Origin of the sequence: Clostridium gelidum, assembly GCF_019977655.1 — a bacterium.
Classification (GTDB): Bacteria; Bacillota; Clostridia; order Clostridiales; family Clostridiaceae; genus Clostridium; species Clostridium gelidum.
In genome coordinates this window covers 3,488,527-3,506,640 of record NZ_AP024849.1, presented here as the reverse complement: position 1 = coordinate 3,506,640, position 18,114 = coordinate 3,488,527, and the positions used below count along the sequence as shown (strand labels likewise).

Sequence of the window (18,114 nt, the reverse complement as noted above, 5' to 3'; positions counted from 1 at the left end):
CTTTGAATTTAGGCGCATTCAAAAAATAACAGATACATATGCCTTATTTTTTAACGAATTAATATAGAAGGAGCGCAGTCCTTATGGTTGATAAATTATTCAAAATAATCCATAACAATTGTAATAATGTTGATATTGATATGGTGAAAAAAGCATATCATTTTGCACAGGAAGCTCATAAGGAACAAAAAAGAGAATCAGGGGAACCTTATATCATTCATCCAATAGCAGTAGCGGAGATTTTAGCTGAATTAGGTATGGACACAAATACTATTGTAGCTGGATTACTGCATGATGTAATAGAAGATACAGATTTTTCTTATGATGAAACAGTCGAAATGTTTAATGCTGAAATAGCTAATCTTGTAGAAGGTGTTACTAAGCTTACTAAACTTGGGGAAATGGAATATAAAACTAAAGAGGAACAGCAAGCAGATAATGTTAGGAAAATGCTACTTGCTATGGCAAAGGATATTAGAGTAATAATAATAAAATTAGCAGATAGACTACATAATATGAGAACTCTTAAATTTATGCCAGCTAAAAAACAAAAAAACAAAGCAAAAGAAACATTAGATATTTATGCTCCTTTAGCGCATAGACTTGGTATGTCTAAAATTAAATGGGAACTTGAAGATTTATGTTTTAGATATTTGCATGAAGAAGAATACTATGCTTTAGTAGATAGTATTGCGGAAAAAAGAGTTGAAAGAGAATCGTATATAGAAGATGTAGTAAAAGATTTAAATGAAAAGCTTGAAGTATCAGGAATAAGATCAGATATTGATGGAAGGCCAAAGCATTTTTATAGTATTTATAAAAAAATGGTAAATAAGAATAAGAGCATAGAGGAAATTTTTGATTTAACAGCTATAAGAGTTTTAGTTGATTCAGTTAAAGATTGCTATGGAGTACTTGGAATAGTTCATACTATATATAGACCGATTCCAGGACGATTTAAGGATTATATTGCCATGCCTAAACCAAATATGTATCAATCACTACATACGACTGTAATTGGACCACAAGGCAAGACCTTTGAAATTCAAATAAGAACTTTTGAGATGCATAAAACCGCTGAATATGGAATTGCAGCTCATTGGAAATATAAAGAAGGCGATACAGCAAATCCAGAGCAAGATAAACAAAAAGATTTTGATATGAAGCTTGTGTGGCTTAGAGATATGTTAGAATGGCAAAAAGAAACATCAGATGCGGAAGAATTTATAGAAGGTTTCAAAATAGATTTGTTTTCAGATGAGGTGTTTGTATTTACGCCTAAAGGTGTGGTAATAAACTTATGTAGTAAGGCTACACCTATAGATTTTGCTTATAGAATACATACGGATGTTGGGAATAAGTGTGTAGGAGCTAAGGTTAATGGCAAAATAGTACCTCTTGATTATACCCTTAAAACTGGAGAAATTGTTGAAATATTAACTTCGTCTAATGCAAAAGGTCCTAATATGGATTGGTTAAATATTGCAAAAAGCAATCAATCAAAAAGTAAAATAAAGCTTTGGTTTAAAAAAGCTAAAAAAGAAGAAAACATAGTAAAAGGTAAGGAACTTCTTGAAAAAGAATTAAAGAAGCAAACAGTTAATTATTCAGAAATTGCTAAAGGCGAAATTTATGATAAATTAATGAAACGATATAATATCCATTCAATGGATGATTTATATGCTTTAATTGGTGTTGGCGGATTTTCTGTTTCAACTCTTATTTCAAGACTTAAAGAAGATAATGGACTAATAAATAAAGATAAAGAGAGAGAAAATAAAGAAATTTTAAATAAGGCAATTGAAGAACAAATTGCAAAAGCAGCAAGAAAACCGGAACCAAATGGTTATGGAATAACTGTTAAGGGTGAAAGCAATCTAATGGTTAGATTTGCTAAATGTTGTAGTCCTGTTCCTGGTGATGATATTTTGGGATACATTACTAAAGGTAGAGGTGTATCAGTACATAGAAAAGATTGTAGTAATTTACAAAACCTTATAGATACAGATGGTGAAAGAGTTGTAGAAGTTAACTGGGGATTAGCACAAGGCACCGCTTATTTTGCAGAAATTCAAGTTCAAGCAGATGATAGAGAAGGACTACTCGCAGATATAATGAGTGTTATAACAGAACTTAAGTTGCAATTAAGTGCAGTAAATGCCAATTTAGCAAAAGAAGGTTCTGCATTAATCAATGTAAAATTAAAGATTACATCAGTAGATAGTCTAAAAGACTTAATGAAAAGAATAAAAAGATTAAAAGGTGTAGCAGAGGTATATAGAGTTAATAGTTAAATTAGGAATATGATTTTTAGGATGGTGAGATAACATGAGAGCAGTGGTTCAAAGAGTGACCTCATCTAGCGTTTTAGTTAATGAAAATGTAATTGGGGAAATCGGAATAGGTTTTAATGTATTAATAGGAATATCTAAAGATGACACTTTAGAGGATTTAAATTATATAAAGGATAAGATTATTAATTTAAGAGTGTTTCATGATGAAAATGATAAAATGAATTTATCACTATTAGATGTTAAAGGTGAAATGCTCGTTATATCTCAATTTACTTTATATGGAGATTGTAGAAAAGGTAGAAGACCCAACTTTATGGAAGCTCAAGGTGGTATTGATGCAAAGAAGCTTTATGAAGAATTTCTAAAGCTTCTTAAAACGTCTGATTTGAAAGTAGAGAGCGGCGAATTTGGTGCAGATATGAAAGTTAATATTAATAATGATGGTCCTGTTACAATATTATTAGATAGTAAAAGGACATTTTAAGGAGGCGTTAAAATTGATTATAAAAACTATTATGGCAGGCATGTATGAAGAAAATTGTTATTTAATAATGGATGAAGATTCTAAAGAACTTGCAATTGTAGATCCAGGCGGACAGCCAAACAAAATTGAAAAAGAAATTAGACTTTTAGATGCAAATCCAAAGTTTATTCTTTTAACTCATGGACATATGGATCATGTAGGTGGGGTAGTTGAATTAGCTAATAAATTTAATATTCCATTTTATATAAATGAAATAGAAGAAAAATATATAAAAAATGATAATTCTGTATTTGGATCATTACCTAAAGCTTCGGGATATTTAAACGAAGGTGATACTTTAAATTTAGGTGATAATGTAATAAAAATAATAGAAACACCAGGACATACAGCAGGAGGGATTTGTTTCTTAATAGGAGATAAACTTTTTACAGGAGATACTCTTTTCCAAGGCTCTGTTGGAAGAAGTGATTTTCCAGGAGGAGACGGCACTCAGCTTGTAAAGAATATAAAAGAAAAATTACTCCCACTAGGAGATAATATTGAAGTTTATGCAGGACACGGACCAGCATCAACTATAGGTTATGAGAAAAGAAGAAACCCATATTTATAATTAACAATGGACAATTGTCAATTATGGTGCAAATATCTGTGATATTTGTTTTGATTATATTTTTAAGAAATTTTCTTTAGAAGATTTCATCATTAATTGTTAATTGTACATTGTTAATTGTCAATTGATTTAAGGAGCAATAATGGAAATTAAGGTTAATTTAAATAATTTAAAGTTTAGATATGAGGTATATCAATTATTTAATGTGTATTATCCAATGAAGGAAATAAAATTTTTAGAAAAAGAAGAAGCAGATTATATTTTTTATATTGATGAGGAAATTTTAAGATTTGAATATAAAGATTATTGCAAAGAAGAATCTTTAGGAGAAGATATTAAAAATTCTCTTAGAAGGTTTCTTTTTCTGTGTCTAAAGGATATAACACATGATGTATATCCTTGGGGGATTTTAATTGGAATTAGACCTTCTAAAATAGCATTGAAATTGATTAAAGAAGGAAATACTGAAGAAGAAGTTATAGAAATATTTAGAGAAAGATATTTAGCTCACACAGATAAAGCAAAATTATGTATAGATGTGGCAAAGGCTGAAGAAAAAATAGTCAATAGAGATAAGAATAATATTGCAATTTATATTGGAATGGCATTTTGTCCAACTAAATGTCTTTATTGTTCGTTTACATCTAATCCTATAGGTGTTCATAAAAAAATGGTAATGCCATATTTAGAAGCATTGATAAAGGAAATAAGAGGTATAAGTGAATATATTAAGGAGAAAAATCTTAACATTGAATCTGTATATTTTGGTGGAGGCACTCCAACGGCAGTTAATGATAAAGAATTCATGATGCTAATGAATGAAATCTATGACAATTTTATTAAATATAATAATGTTGAAGAATTTACCGTTGAATGTGGAAGACCAGATACTTTAACCTATAATAAATTACAAACTATGAAAGATTGTAAAGTAAACAGAATAAGTATTAATCCCCAAACTATGAATGATAAAACTTTGAACTTAATAGGAAGAACTCATTCTTCAGAGGATATTAAAGAAAAGTTTAAGATGGCAAGAGAACTTGGTTTTGATGATATTAATATGGATATAATAATAGGTCTTCCGGGTGAAGATCATGAGGATATGATACATACTAAAAATGAATTAATAAAATTAAAACCAGACAGTATTACAGTACATGGATTAGCACTTAAAAGGGGTTCTAGAATGTATGAAGAGTTTATTCTAAAAAAAGGAATGCAAATGACACCTCAAGAAGAAATTATAAAAATGTACGAAGAAAGCAGGAATTTAGCAGAAAGTTTGGGACTTTTACCATATTATATGTATAGACAAAAAAATATGGTTGGAAATTTGGAGAATTTGGGGTATGCTAAAGAAGGCAAAGAATGTATTTATAACATTCAAATGATTGAAGAAAGACAAACAACAATTGCACTAGGCGCAGCTGCTGTAAGTAAAGTAATATTTCTAGAAGAAGATAGACTTGAGAGATTCCCTAATTTAAAGGATCTTCACGAGTACATATCAAGAATTGACGAAATGATTGAAAGAAAGAAAAATTTACTGGATACTTTATATTAGTAACTAGTGACTTTATGCATAAAAAGGAGGAGATAAAATGGCAATGGAAATCCAAGCACCTAAAGGTACGAAAGATATGTTACCACAAGATGCATACAAGTGGCAGTACATAGAAAGCGTATTTAGAGATATTGCTAAGACTTATGGAATTAGAGAAGTTAGAACCCCAATGTTCGAACATACAGACTTATTTTTAAGAGGAGTTGGAGATACAACTGATATAGTTCAAAAAGAAATGTATACTTTTAATGACAAAGGTGATAGAAGTATAACATTAAAGCCAGAAGGAACGGCTTCTGTAGTTAGAGCTTTTATAGAAAATAGATTATTTAATGAAGCACAACCTACAAAGTTATATTATATAACACCAGCTTTTAGATATGAAAATGTTCAAAAAGGAAGGCTTAGACAATTCCATCAATGTGGATTAGAAGTTTTCGGATCTAAAGAACCTTCAATGGATGCAGAAGTTATAGCAGTAGCTATGGATACCTTGAAAAAATTAGGATTAAAGAGCTTAAGCTTAAATATAAATAATTTAGGTTGTCCAAATTGTAGACCAAAGTATAATGAAGCTTTAAAGAAATTTTTGGCGGAAAATCATGATGGTCTTTGTGATCTTTGCAAAACAAGATTTGAAAAGAATCCTATGAGAATTTTAGATTGTAAGGAAAAGAAGTGTCATGAAATCACAAAGAATGCACCAATAATTTTAGATTATATGTGCGAAGAATGTGATACTCATTTTACAAAGGTTAAAGAATATTTAGATATGTTAGAAATTTCTTATGAAATAGATCCAGGTATAGTAAGGGGATTAGATTATTATACAAAAACTATATTTGAAATATTAACTTCAGATTTCACTGTTTGTGGTGGAGGAAGATATGATAAACTAATAGAAGAGCTTGGTGGACCTGATATGCCAGCAGTTGGCTTTGCTATAGGAATTGAAAGATTAATTATGACTTTAGAAAAAGAAGGTATAGAAATACCTAATGAAAATTTATTTGATTTATATATTGGAGCTAGAGGTGAGGAAGGAAGTAAATGTGCTTTCAAATTAGCTAGTAGCTTAAGAACCTTAGGGGTTAAATGTGAAACAAATCATATGGGTAGAAGTATTAAGGCTGAAATGAAATTTGCAAATAAATTAGGTGCTGCTTTTACTACTATCTTAGGTGAAGATGAATTAACAAGCAAAAAAGTTAATTTAAAGAGAATGAGTGATGGTGAAATCTTTGAGGCTTCATTAGATAATATAGAGGTAATTGCAAAAATAGTTAGATAAGAATATGTTAGGAGGAAATTTAGTAATGGGTGAATCTTTAAATGGATTAAAGCGTACAATGATGTGTGGAGAACCTAGAGAAGAACATGTAGGTGAAAAAATTACTTTAATGGGATGGGTTCAAAGAAACAGAAAACTTGGAGGACTTGAATTTATCGATTTAAGAGATAAAACAGGTATAATGCAAGTAGTTTTCGGTGAAGAAATCAATGGAGAAGCTTTTGAAAAAGCAAAAGCAGTTAGGCCTGAATATTGCGTAGCAGTAATAGGTGAAGTTGTTAAAAGAGAAAGCATTAATGAAAACATGCCAACTGGTTTTGTTGAATTAAAATGCGAAACTATAAAGATTCTTTCAGAATCAGAAACTCCACCAATATATATTAAAGAAAACTTAGATGCAGCAGAAAGCATTAGATTAAAATATAGATATTTAGATTTAAGAAGACCAGATATGCAAAAAATATTCATGATTAGAAGTAAAACAACAAAAGCTGTTCGTGATTATTTAGAAGCTAATGGATTTTTAGATGTGGAAACTCCAATATTAAATAGAAGTACACCAGAAGGAGCTAGAGATTATATAGTACCTTCAAGAAATTATCCAGGAATGTTTTATGCTCTTCCCCAATCACCACAATTATTTAAGCAATTATTAATGGTATCTGGATTTGATAAGTACTACCAAATAGCTAAATGCTTTAGAGATGAAGATTTAAGAGCTAATAGACAACCAGAATTTACTCAAATAGATATGGAATTAAGTTTTGTTGAGCAAGAGGACATAATGGCAGTAAATGAAGGGTTAATTGCTCATGTATTTAAAGAAGTTGCAAATGTTGATGTTAAATTACCAATTAAGAGAATGACATTTAAAGATGCAATGGAGAAATATGGATCAGATAAACCAGATGTAAGATTTGGTATGGAAATAACTAATATAACAGATGAAGTTCGTGATTTAGAATTACCAATGTTTAAGGATGCTATAGAAAATGGCGGATCTGTAAGAGCTTTATGCTTAAAATGTGGAGCAGAACTTGGAAGAAAGCCTTTAGATAAATTAGGTGAATTTGTTAAGACCTATAGAGCTAAGGGACTTGCTTGGATTCAATTTAAGGAAGATGGAGTTAAATCATCAATAGCTAAATTCTTAACTGATGACGTTACAAATTCTATACTAAAAACTATGAATGCAGAAGCTGGAGATGCGGTACTTATAGTAGCTGATAAAAATTCAGTAGTATTCCAAAGCTTAGGAGCTTTAAGATTAGAATTATCTAAACAATTTGATTTAATAAAAGATAAAAATGAATTTAACTTTACATGGGTTACTGAATTCCCATTATTTGAATATAGTGAAGAAGAAGGAAGATATATGGCTTGTCACCACCCATTTACAGCACCAATGGATGAAGATTTAGATTTTATTGAATCTGATCCAGGAATTGTACGTTCTAAGGCTTATGACTTAGTATTAAATGGAGAAGAATTAGGTGGAGGATCTATAAGAATTCATGATATGCAGCTTCAAGAAAGAATGCTTAAGGCACTTGGATTTACGCAAGAAGATGCATGGAAAAACTTTGGATTCTTATTACAAGCATTAAAATTTGGACCACCACCACATGGAGGTTTAGCATTTGGATTAGATAGAATGATAATGTTCTTAGCTGGAACAGAAAACATAAGAGATGTTATTGCATTTCCTAAAAATCAAAATGCATATTGCTATTTAAGCGAAGCTCCAAATGTAACTGATGAAAAACAATTAATTGAACTTGGAATTGGAATACTTCCAAAGGAAGATAAAAAAGAAGATAACAACTAAATATAATAATTAATGACTGTGCTTAATAAAGATATATTAGGCACAGTCATTTTAATATAGTTTTGTGATTAATTTAATTGTAATATAAATAAGGATTTGGGATGGTCTTTTTATGACTTATATTGTTGATTTTGTTTTAAATATGATATAATACAATTAAGATATTAATTGAAATATTATAGGAGGTGATTTTATGGTAATTTCAAATATAAATAACAATCAAAGTACAAAAAACTTGCAAATGGAAATGCTTAAAATATCAACAGCAAAAAAAATTAATTCAGCAGCAGATGATGCTGCAGGCCTTTCAATATCAGAAAAATTATTATCACAATCAAATGGATATTCAGCAGCTAATAGAAATGCACAAGATGCACAAAGTGCAAGTAAGGTGGCTGAAGGTGGCTTAAGTGGAATTGATGATAACCTTCAAAGAATTAGAGAATTAGCTGTTCAATCAGCGAATGGAACTTATTCAGATGATGACAAAGCTTCAATGCAAGACGAAATTGAACAACTAAAATATTCAATAAAAGACCAAGCTAAGGGCACAGAATTTAATACTATTAAAATGTTAGATAATACTTCTGATATAAATTTAGCAACTAATCCTTCAGGAACTGGAATGTCGATGAAAATGGTTGACACTTCATTAGAAACACTAGGAATAGCAGATTTTGATGTTACTAAGAATTTTAACATAAATAGTATAGATGATGCTATATCTAAAGTAACAAATTCAAGGACAAATTTTGGAACAACAAGTAACAGATTGGACAGTGTTGTAAGTAGTAATGATATTACTAACCATAATCTTATAGCTTCCATGAGCCAAATAACTGACACAGACTTTGGAAAAACATCTAGTGACTATAGTACACAAAGTGCATTAAATCAATATAGTTATATGGCAATGCAAGCAAATATGCAACAAAATGCAGTATCAGCACAAGTATAGAAAAAAATTATAAGTTTATAATAATAAAATAGTTTTTATATTGCTGAATCTTATATTTATAAGGTTCAGTTTTTTTATTTAATATTGTTATTATTTAAGAAATGGGTCTATTGTTAATAAACAGTATCTGAACCATAAACTATTAACTATTTTTATAATATGTTATAATTAACAGTATTTATAACTAGGGGGAATGAAGAATGTTAGGAACAATAGTTAATGCATTAGCGATAATAGGCGGATGCTTAATAGGACTAATTGTAAAAGGAAGGCTGACTGAAAAAATCAGTTCGACCATAATGAATGGATTGGCATTATGTGTATTATACATAGGAATATCTGGGGCACTTAAAGGAAAGGATACGCTACAAATGATAATTTGTATAGCATTAGGTGCATTAATTGGAGAAATAATTGATATCGATAAAAGGCTAAATAATTTAGGTGATATGATAGAAAAAAAAATAAACAGTAAAAGAAAAGGGACGTCTAGTGAAAAGATTTCTATATCAGAAGGTTTTGTAACATCTAGCTTACTATTTTGCGTTGGTGCAATGGCAGTAGTGGGATCCTTAGAAAGTGGACTTCAAGGAAATCACACAACTCTTTTTGCTAAATCTGTTTTAGATGGAGTATCTTCAATAATCTTTGCATCATCTCTCGGTATTGGTGTAATATTGTCTTCAATTTCAGTTTTTATTTATCAAGGAAGCATAACACTTCTTGCAGGTGGGCTTTCAGCAATACTTACTGATACAATAATTAGTAATATGTCTGCAGTGGGTAGTCTTTTAATTGTAGGACTTGGATTTAATATGCTTGGAATAAGTAAAATTAAAGTTGCTAATTTACTGCCAGCTATATTTATACCAATTGTATTTGGATTGTTTTAGGAATAGAAAAGAATATAATAAGTCAAAGATTCAAGAATATCGATTTGTTATTTATTTGAATATACTTTAGTGGGGTGAAAATATGAAAATACCTATGTATCAAGTAGATGCTTTCACAGATGAAATATTTAAAGGAAATCCAGCAGCTATATGTATTTTAGAGGAATGGATAGATGATAAACTAATGCAAAATATTGCAATGGAGAATAATTTATCTGAAACTGCTTTTTGTATAGTTAAAGAAGATATAAGTGAACTTAGATGGTTTACACCAGAAGAAGAAATAGATTTGTGTGGACATGCAACTCTTGCTACTGCTTTTATAATATTTGAGATTTTAAACTATCCTAGTAATAAAATAAAATTTTCAACTCAAAGTGGGATATTAGAGGTAGAAAAAGATGACGAGTATATAATCATGGAATTTCCAGCAAGGCCGGGAATAAAAACACAAATAACACAGCAATTAATTAAAGGCTTAGGAAAAGAGCCTAAAGAAGTTTATGAGTCTAGAGACTTAATGGTAGTATATGATAATGAACAAGATATAAAGGATTTAAAGCCTAATATGGAAGAATTAAAATTAATTGATACTTTTGGAATTATAGTAACATCAAGAGGAAAAGAAGTTGATTTTGTTTCAAGATATTTTGCACCTTTATGCGGAGTAAGTGAAGACCCAGTTACCGGATCAGCTCATTGTACACTTGTTCCATATTGGTCAAAGATTCTTGGTAAGAAAAATTTAGTTGCACAGCAATTATCTCAAAGAGGCGGTATACTGAAGTGTGAGGATACAATAAACAAAGTCAAAATATCTGGAAAGGCTAAAATGTTCTTTAAAGGAGAAATTTATTTAGCTTAAACAAATTAAGCATGAATATAAATAAAATAAGGTAAGCATTTACTAAAAATCTTTAGTGAATGCTTACCTTATTTTTATTTGTTCAAGCATATTTATCATAAGATTATTAAAAAATTAATAGAAATATAAAAAATAGAATAAGGAGGATGAGTAAACATATGATAGATATTCACTCTCATATATTACCCAAAATAGATGATGGAGCAGAAAACATAAATATAACATTAGAAATGATAAAAAATGCAGTTAATGATGGAATTGAAAAAATAGTAGCAACTCCACATTATTATATTGGATATGGAACAACTCCAATTACAGAAGTAAAAGATTATATAAATAAATTAAATTATTTTATAGAGGAAAAGAATTTAAAAATACAAATTTATAGTGGACAAGAAGTGTATTTAAATGAACATACAATACATGATTATTTAGAAGGTAAGATTGGTACTATTAATGATTCAAAATATATGCTCATTGAATGTCCTATGAATGAATTTAATGACTACATATTTGATATAATATATGAACTTAAAATTAGAGGGATTATACCCATAATTGCACATCCAGAAAGATATTTTTTTGTTATAGAAAATCGTTTATATATTAATAAATTCATTGAATATGGATGTTTATTTCAAGTAAATTCTGGGAGTATACAAGGACTATTTGGAAGAAAAGTAAAGTTAGCAGCTGAATTACTATTAAATAATGGAATTTATAACTTTATTGGCTCAGATGCACATAATAATACAAATAGAACGACAGGATTATCAAAAGCAATTAATTTATCCAATAAAATAAATACTGAAAGTGAAAAAATTTTCATTGAAAGTTCAAATAAGTTACTTAAAAATAAAAATATAATATTTTGCGGGCAAAAAATTAAAGAAAATAAATTTAAATTTCACTTTTTTAGCTAAATAGTATTAGCGCATTATTAAATAAAAAAATCATTTGATTAGTTAAATTAAAACATTTATTTCAGGAATAAAACTAAAAAAAAGTCATAGTATATTTTATATAGGGATCGAATGAAATAAAGAATTAATGTTAATAAGGGGGACCAATGTGCAAAACCCAATGTTAAAAGAACGAATGCAACATAGAAAGATATATGAGTTTATAAAGAGAGTTGCAGATATAGTTTGTTCTTTAATAGCACTACTAGTTTTGATGCCAATACTAGTAGTAGTTGCAATGCTTGTAAAAATCGAATCAGAAGGGCCTATAATTTTTTCGCAAGAGAGGGTAGGAAAGTATGGTAAAACATTTAAAATGTACAAATTTAGATCTATGGTAATTAACGCAGAGCAGATTAAAAAACAGTTAGCTAATAAAAATGAAAGAACTGGCCCGATGTTTAAAATAAATAATGATCCTAGAATAACCAACGTAGGAAGGTTTATTAGAAGGACAAGTATAGATGAATTGCCACAGCTAGTTAATATTTTAAAAGGCGAAATGAGTATCGTAGGGCCAAGACCATCCCTTCCAAATGAAGTTAAAGAATTTGAAGAATGGATGTTGAAAAGATTAAATGTTAAGCCGGGACTAACTTGCTATTGGCAAGTAGCAGGAAGAAACGACATTGAATTTGAAGAGTGGATGAAATTAGATGTTAAATATGTAAAAGAAAGAAATATTATAATTGATGTAAAATTAATATTTAAAACATTTTTTGTTTTGTTTGGAGATAAAAATGCAAGTTAAAGAAGAGTAATATACTAATACTAAAAACTTAAATATCTTGTTAATTGATTATGAGATATTTAAGTTTTTATATAAATGTTTGTTTGGGTTGAAGAAATGTATGTAGATTTAGAGAAAGAGCAATTACCTTTCTTATAAATAAGATTAAAAAAATAGGCTAATTGTGAAATATGATAAATGGAATACTATGTTTTATAAGTGCATAGTTTATATTATAGTGCGTTTAATTAACTTGGAGAGGTAAAAGATATATAACATCCTTTTGTAAGATTTTAAGAAAAACAAGTTTGGATGTTAATATACATTCAAACTAACAAATAAACAAAGGGGTGATCATATTTGCATTTTCAAAAAGATGAAGCTTGGTATGTATTATTTGTCAATACAAATCAAGAAGAAAAAGTAAGAAAAATCCTTGAAAAAGAAATGGGAGATAAATATAAATTCATCATTCCAACAAGAGAACTTAGAGAAAGAAAAAATGGAAAATGGCATAATGTAAAAAGAAAATTATTCCCAGGATACGTCTTAATAAAAGCTATGATGAATGCAGAAATTTATTACAAAATAAAAAGAGCACCTGGAATAATCAAATTGCTTAGAGATGAAGAGGAAGTTTTAACAGTAGAAGAAAAAGAACTAAAAGTATTAAAAATACTTATAGATAACAATGAGAATAACATAGGAATTTCTAAGTTATATAAAGAAAATGATGAGATAAGAATAATTGCAGGACCTTTATTAGGATTAGAAGGTCAAATAATAAAAATAGATTCTAGAAAAGGTAGAGCTAAAGTGAATCTTAGCTTTATGAATGAAGAAAGAATAGTAGAACTTGGTATTGAATTAGTGGATAAAATCTGAAATTGACTTTGGGTGTTTCGGCCCCTTAGAAAGATTAAGATGTCATAGTTGAATGCTTGGTAGCATAACTGGTGTTATGTGAATGGGCGAAGCTATGCCCTAGTGAGAATAATAGTATTAACTTAAACTTTGCAGAATAAAAATAACTATAACCCATTATATACTAAGGTTAATAAAACTTTAAATAGCAATAAAATTTAAATTTATGCTACTTTTTTCGATTCTAATTTTTGTGAAAGATATTTAGGTAGTTTTATAATAAAAGCATCAATAAAACTATCCATTTGTGCATCAGTTAAAAATAATAATTCTTGTAAAGTTTACTGCAGAATATCAAAAATAATTTTTAAAGCTTATGAAAATTGTATATCTTGAAGCACATCAAAATTAAGAAAAAATAGTTCTCCCATGGTACATGAATCTATAATATTCAAGTATTGTTTTAGTGCTAAGTTCGATGTCAGTGCATAAGAATGCATGTAGTGCTCTATCTTTCTTAAATGCATTTTCAGGCTAGCAAAATAAACTACTGCATTATATATACCATTAAAGTTTCTTTCGTAACGATAAAACTAATATTTGGAATTGCTTACTGTAAAAAGGCAAACATCATTATTTTCAATATATTGAATGAAATACTTAACTTGAATATTAACACCTTTTGGATAGATAACTCTGTTAGTTTTTTATGCATCAATAAGATGGTAACCTTTTTTGAAATAGGCAAGCATACTGGTTTATTATTTTTTTGATTGTGCCTTATTAGTAAACCATGAATTACAAAGACTGTAGCTGCGCCTTTAGGCGAAGGAAGTTTTGCCACTATTTCACAAATCATTTCTATTCTGCTTTTTCACCTTTTTTATAACGCTCAATAGAGTAGGGCAACACTTTTTTGCCATTAGAAAGTATAGTAGTAAGTAATTGATGTTCCCAAAATTTCTTTATGTTTTAATTGAGGGTAATATTTATGAAATTTAAATTACCAACAGTAATAATAACAATATCTACAATACTTTTATTTATTGTTAGCGTTTCTTAATTTATGAGAACACAAAAACTGAGAAAATTAGCATGCCCTTTAATTGTAAGTTATTTTTTTTGTAGGAATGCCTATTATATGTGAGTTTATATATAATGGAGTTCTATATAAGGACTTAATAATAACCAACAAAGAAAAGAACTCATTGCATTAAAAAATATAATGTTGATTTCGTAGATAGTGTCACAATAGTGATATACTAGGTTTTATATAAGTTAAAATAAAATTTACTAAATATTATTTTGGGAAGGTGTTATATTATGCTTAAGGAAATATTAAAAAAAATATATTTCAAAATATCAAAAATTTTCTGTACAAATTATTTTTTAGGATATATCGATATAGACAGAGAAGTGTTTCTTAATACTGTTGATCCTGTAAGATATTCAAGTATGATGTTAGCAATAAGAACAATAGAAAAAGAAAATATCATGGGTTGTTTTGCTGAAGTTGGAGTTTATAGAGGTAAAACAAGTAAAATTATTCATGCACTTGCACCAGAAAAGAAATATTATTTGTTTGATACATTTGAAGGATTTCCAAATGAAGATTTACAGGGATTTCAAAAAAATGATAATAGATTTAAAGATACAAGTTTAGGATATGTAAAAAAATATATAGGCGATTTAAATAATATTAATTTTAAAGTTGGATATTTTCCTGAAACTACAAAAGGGGTTGAAGATGAAGTCTTTAGCTTTGTAATTTTAGATGTTGACCTTTATAAACCTACATTGAACGGCTTGAATTTCTTTTATAACCATATGGAAAATGGCGGATATATATTTATTCATGATTATAATTCTTCAGAAAGTAAGTATGCTGTTTCAAGAGCAGTACACGAATTTTTAAAAGATAAAACAGAGAAGGTTTTTGAGATACCTGACGCTTGTGGAACAGCTGTAATAAGAAAATTATAATTATATATTCACAATAGTATTTATTGAATTTTTTGTAATAATTAATAGATTGTTCAGATATGATAAACAAAAGGATATAAAGTTCTTTAAACATATAAATATAGTATGGATACATTTTTTTATACCATTGATTACAATTTTCTGCATAGACCTTTTCATTTAATCTAAATACGCGCCCTTCTTCTAGTATGTACAAGCAAAAATAAATAACTTATTAAAATAGTGCATTATTTTAGAAATGAATTCTCAATTTTTTTCTGCACAATAATATTTTATGGGGATTTTCTATATTTAAACACTGAAAATCGTTGAATTTTCAAAAGTTTAAGTCACATTTTTCATGTGAGAAGTTTGAGTATTAATAATAAGGAGCAAGAAAAATAATGATTATAACCAAAACACCTTTTAGAATGTCTTTTTTTGGTGGTGGGACAGATTTTCAGGGATTTTTTAATGAACATGGAGGAGCAGTTATTTCCACTACTTTTGATAAATATTGTTATGTAAATGTTCGGCATCTACCAAGATTTTTTGATTATTCTACTGAACTTTGTTATTCAAAAATAGAACGTTTAAAAGCTATAGAAAGTATTGAACATCCAGCAATAAGGGAAGCAATGAAGTTTTTAGATATGCATGAGATTCGGCTTAATTATGAAGCAGATCTTCCTGCACGTTCTGGATTAGGTACAAGCAGCTCGTTTGCAGTTGGAATGCTAAATGCGTTTTATGGATTAAAAGGAAAGTATGCAGATAAGAAAAAGCTTGCTGATGAAGCAATATATTTAGAAAGGATACTTTGCAAAGAGAATGGAGGTATTCAGGATCAGATAGCGGCTTCTTTTGGTGGACTAAACAGAATTAATTTTAGTGCAGATGGATATACAGTTAATCCTATTATTATTTCAACTGAAAGAAAAGAACAATTAAATGATAATTTGATGCTTTTTTTTACTGGATTTTCAAGATTTTCTTCTGATATATCTAAAGTTCAACAAAGTACTATGAAGGAAAAGACAAAACAATTGCTTGAAATGTTGAGTCTAGTAGATGATGCAGAAAAAATTTTAACTTCAAAAAGTGATTTAAATGAGTTTGGAAAAATTCTTGATTATACATGGAAACTAAAACGTGGAATTACTAGTAAAATTTCAAATGATTCCATTGATGCTATATATACAAAGGCTAGAAAGGCAGGAGCAATTGGTGGAAAGTTACTTGGAGCTGGTGGTGGCGGATTTTTATTATTTTATGTTGAACCTGATAAGAGGACATTAGTAAAAGAAGCTATGAAAGATATATTATATGTTCCATTTAAATTTGAAGATGGTGGGACTAGAATTATCTATTATACATCAGAATCTTATGAGTCAAAGGTGCAGTAAGAGAAAAGTTGCATCAAGATGATTAAATGAATTTGATTAGAAAAAAGTTTATAGGAATAATAGAAGATTTGAGGATATATATTATGAAAATAGTTATTATGGCTGGTGGAAAAGGGACAAGAATTGCTTCAGTTAATTCAGAAGTTCCAAAGCCAATGATTCATATTTTAGATAAACCAATTCTTGAATATCAGATTGAGTGTTTAAGAGAGCAGGGCTTTACAGAAATAATTTTAGTTATTGGGTATCTTGGACATATTATAAAAAATTACTTTGGGGATGGCAGCAAGATATCACCAGTGACAGGAAAGCAATTTGGTGTTCAGATTAAATATGTAGAAGAAAAAGAACCACTTGGAACAGCTGGATCTTTATTATTTCTAAAGGATGAACTCATTGAAGATTTCTTGGTATTAAATGGAGATATTATTTTTGATATTGACATAAATAGATTTTATAAATTTCACAAAGATAATGGTGAAGTAGCAACTATATTTACTCATCCCAATAGTCATCCGTATGATAGTGGAATTATTGTAGCTGATAAAAATGGAAAAGTGACTAATTGGCGTCATAAAGAAGATGAAAGACTTTGGTATAAGAATTGTGTTAATGCTGGAATTCATATGTTTTCTCCAGAGATTCTTAATGTATTTAAAGAACTAAAAAAAATTGATTTAGATAGAGAAGTTTTAAAACCACTAATTGCATCTGGAAAACTATTTGCTTATAGTTCGCCAGAATATGTAAAAGATATGGGAACTCCAGATCGACTCTATGCTGTGATTGAAGATATTAAAACAGGCAAAGTAAAAGCTAAGAATCTTTTACATAAACAGAAAGCTATATTTTTAGATAGAGATGGTACTATCAATAAGTATGTTGGATTTTTAAAAAATATTAATGATTTTGAACTAATTGATGGCGTGGGTGAAGCAATTAAAAGAATTAATGAAAGCGGATATCTTACTATTGTAGTTACCAAAACCTGTAATAGCAAGAGGAGATGTTAGCCTTGAAGAACTTCAAGAAATCCATAATAAAATGGAAACACTTTTAGGGGAAAAAGAGGCTTATGTAGATGGTATCTTTTTTTGTCCTCATCATCCTGATAAAGGATTTAAAGGCGAAAGAACTGAATATAAAGTTGAGTGTGATTGCAGAAAACCAAAGCCTGGCTTGATATTAAAAGCTGCTGAAAAATATAATGTCGATTTATCATATTCTTGGATGCTTGGTGATGGGAAGAATGACATAAAAGCAGGGTTAAATGCTGGTTGTAATGTTGCCTTACTAGGTGAAGATAATAATACAATATATAAACACTTTAAGAATTTAAGTCAATTTATATATGATATTTTGAAATAGATATATAGTAATTAGAAATATATGGTTGGAGA

16 protein-coding genes are annotated in these 18,114 nt (G+C 28.9%); all 16 read left to right on the top strand.

Going from position 1 to position 18,114, the window contains the following annotated elements; all coding sequences use genetic code 11:
* Positions 1-83 precede the first annotated feature (83 nt).
* Positions 84-2,294, top strand: coding sequence for a RelA/SpoT family protein (locus tag psyc5s11_RS16000; protein ID WP_224033498.1), 2,211 nt, complete (start codon positions 84-86; stop codon positions 2,292-2,294).
* Positions 2,295-2,328: 34 nt separating this feature from the next.
* Complete coding sequence (dtd, locus tag psyc5s11_RS15995) at positions 2,329-2,778, top strand: D-aminoacyl-tRNA deacylase (RefSeq protein ID WP_224033497.1); 450 nt, start codon at positions 2,329-2,331, stop codon at positions 2,776-2,778.
* A 13-nt stretch (positions 2,779-2,791) separates the two neighbouring features.
* Positions 2,792-3,388 carry an MBL fold metallo-hydrolase gene (locus psyc5s11_RS15990; RefSeq protein WP_224033496.1) on the top strand — a complete coding sequence of 199 codons (597 nt, stop codon included), beginning with the start codon at positions 2,792-2,794 and terminating at the stop codon, positions 3,386-3,388.
* A gap of 142 nt (positions 3,389-3,530) precedes the next feature.
* Positions 3,531-4,955 carry a coproporphyrinogen III oxidase gene (locus psyc5s11_RS15985; protein WP_224033495.1) on the top strand — a complete coding sequence of 475 codons (1,425 nt, stop codon included), beginning with the start codon at positions 3,531-3,533 and terminating at the stop codon, positions 4,953-4,955.
* A 37-nt stretch (positions 4,956-4,992) separates the two neighbouring features.
* Positions 4,993-6,246 carry a histidine--tRNA ligase gene (gene hisS, locus psyc5s11_RS15980; protein WP_224033494.1) on the top strand — a complete coding sequence of 418 codons (1,254 nt, stop codon included), beginning with the start codon at positions 4,993-4,995 and terminating at the stop codon, positions 6,244-6,246.
* Between the two features lie 25 nt (positions 6,247-6,271).
* Positions 6,272-8,074: an aspartate--tRNA ligase gene (aspS, locus tag psyc5s11_RS15975; protein ID WP_224033493.1), complete on the top strand. Its 1,803-nt coding sequence runs from the start codon at positions 6,272-6,274 to the stop codon at positions 8,072-8,074.
* Positions 8,075-8,267: 193 nt separating this feature from the next.
* Positions 8,268-9,032, top strand: a complete 765-nt coding sequence (locus tag psyc5s11_RS15970; protein ID WP_224033492.1) for a flagellin — start codon at positions 8,268-8,270, stop codon at positions 9,030-9,032.
* Between the two features lie 200 nt (positions 9,033-9,232).
* Positions 9,233-9,925 (top strand): DUF554 domain-containing protein, encoded by a 693-nt coding sequence (locus psyc5s11_RS15965; RefSeq protein ID WP_224033491.1) that lies wholly within the window; start codon positions 9,233-9,235, stop codon positions 9,923-9,925.
* Positions 9,926-10,007: 82 nt separating this feature from the next.
* Positions 10,008-10,790, top strand: a complete 783-nt coding sequence (locus psyc5s11_RS15960; protein WP_224033490.1) for a PhzF family phenazine biosynthesis protein — start codon at positions 10,008-10,010, stop codon at positions 10,788-10,790.
* Between the two features lie 158 nt (positions 10,791-10,948).
* Complete coding sequence (locus psyc5s11_RS15955) at positions 10,949-11,713, top strand: tyrosine-protein phosphatase (RefSeq protein ID WP_224033489.1); 765 nt, start codon at positions 10,949-10,951, stop codon at positions 11,711-11,713.
* Between the two features lie 160 nt (positions 11,714-11,873).
* The gene (locus psyc5s11_RS15950; RefSeq protein WP_375542013.1) at positions 11,874-12,503 is read left to right on the top strand and encodes a sugar transferase; all 630 of its coding nucleotides are present in this window, start codon (positions 11,874-11,876) and stop codon (positions 12,501-12,503) included.
* 339 nt (positions 12,504-12,842) lie between these two features.
* Positions 12,843-13,367: an antiterminator LoaP gene (loaP, locus tag psyc5s11_RS15945; RefSeq protein ID WP_224033487.1), complete on the top strand. Its 525-nt coding sequence runs from the start codon at positions 12,843-12,845 to the stop codon at positions 13,365-13,367.
* A gap of 1,302 nt (positions 13,368-14,669) precedes the next feature.
* Complete coding sequence (locus tag psyc5s11_RS15940) at positions 14,670-15,329, top strand: TylF/MycF/NovP-related O-methyltransferase (RefSeq protein ID WP_224033486.1); 660 nt, start codon at positions 14,670-14,672, stop codon at positions 15,327-15,329.
* A 383-nt stretch (positions 15,330-15,712) separates the two neighbouring features.
* Positions 15,713-16,714 carry a GHMP family kinase ATP-binding protein gene (locus psyc5s11_RS15935; protein ID WP_224033485.1) on the top strand — a complete coding sequence of 334 codons (1,002 nt, stop codon included), beginning with the start codon at positions 15,713-15,715 and terminating at the stop codon, positions 16,712-16,714.
* An 83-nt stretch (positions 16,715-16,797) separates the two neighbouring features.
* The gene (locus psyc5s11_RS15930) at positions 16,798-17,727 is read left to right on the top strand and encodes a sugar phosphate nucleotidyltransferase (protein ID WP_311196373.1); all 930 of its coding nucleotides are present in this window, start codon (positions 16,798-16,800) and stop codon (positions 17,725-17,727) included.
* Between the two features lie 31 nt (positions 17,728-17,758).
* On the top strand, positions 17,759-18,082 hold the full coding sequence (locus tag psyc5s11_RS28105) for an HAD-IIIA family hydrolase (RefSeq protein ID WP_311196372.1): 324 nt from the start codon (positions 17,759-17,761) through the stop codon (positions 18,080-18,082).
* Positions 18,083-18,114 lie beyond the last annotated feature (32 nt).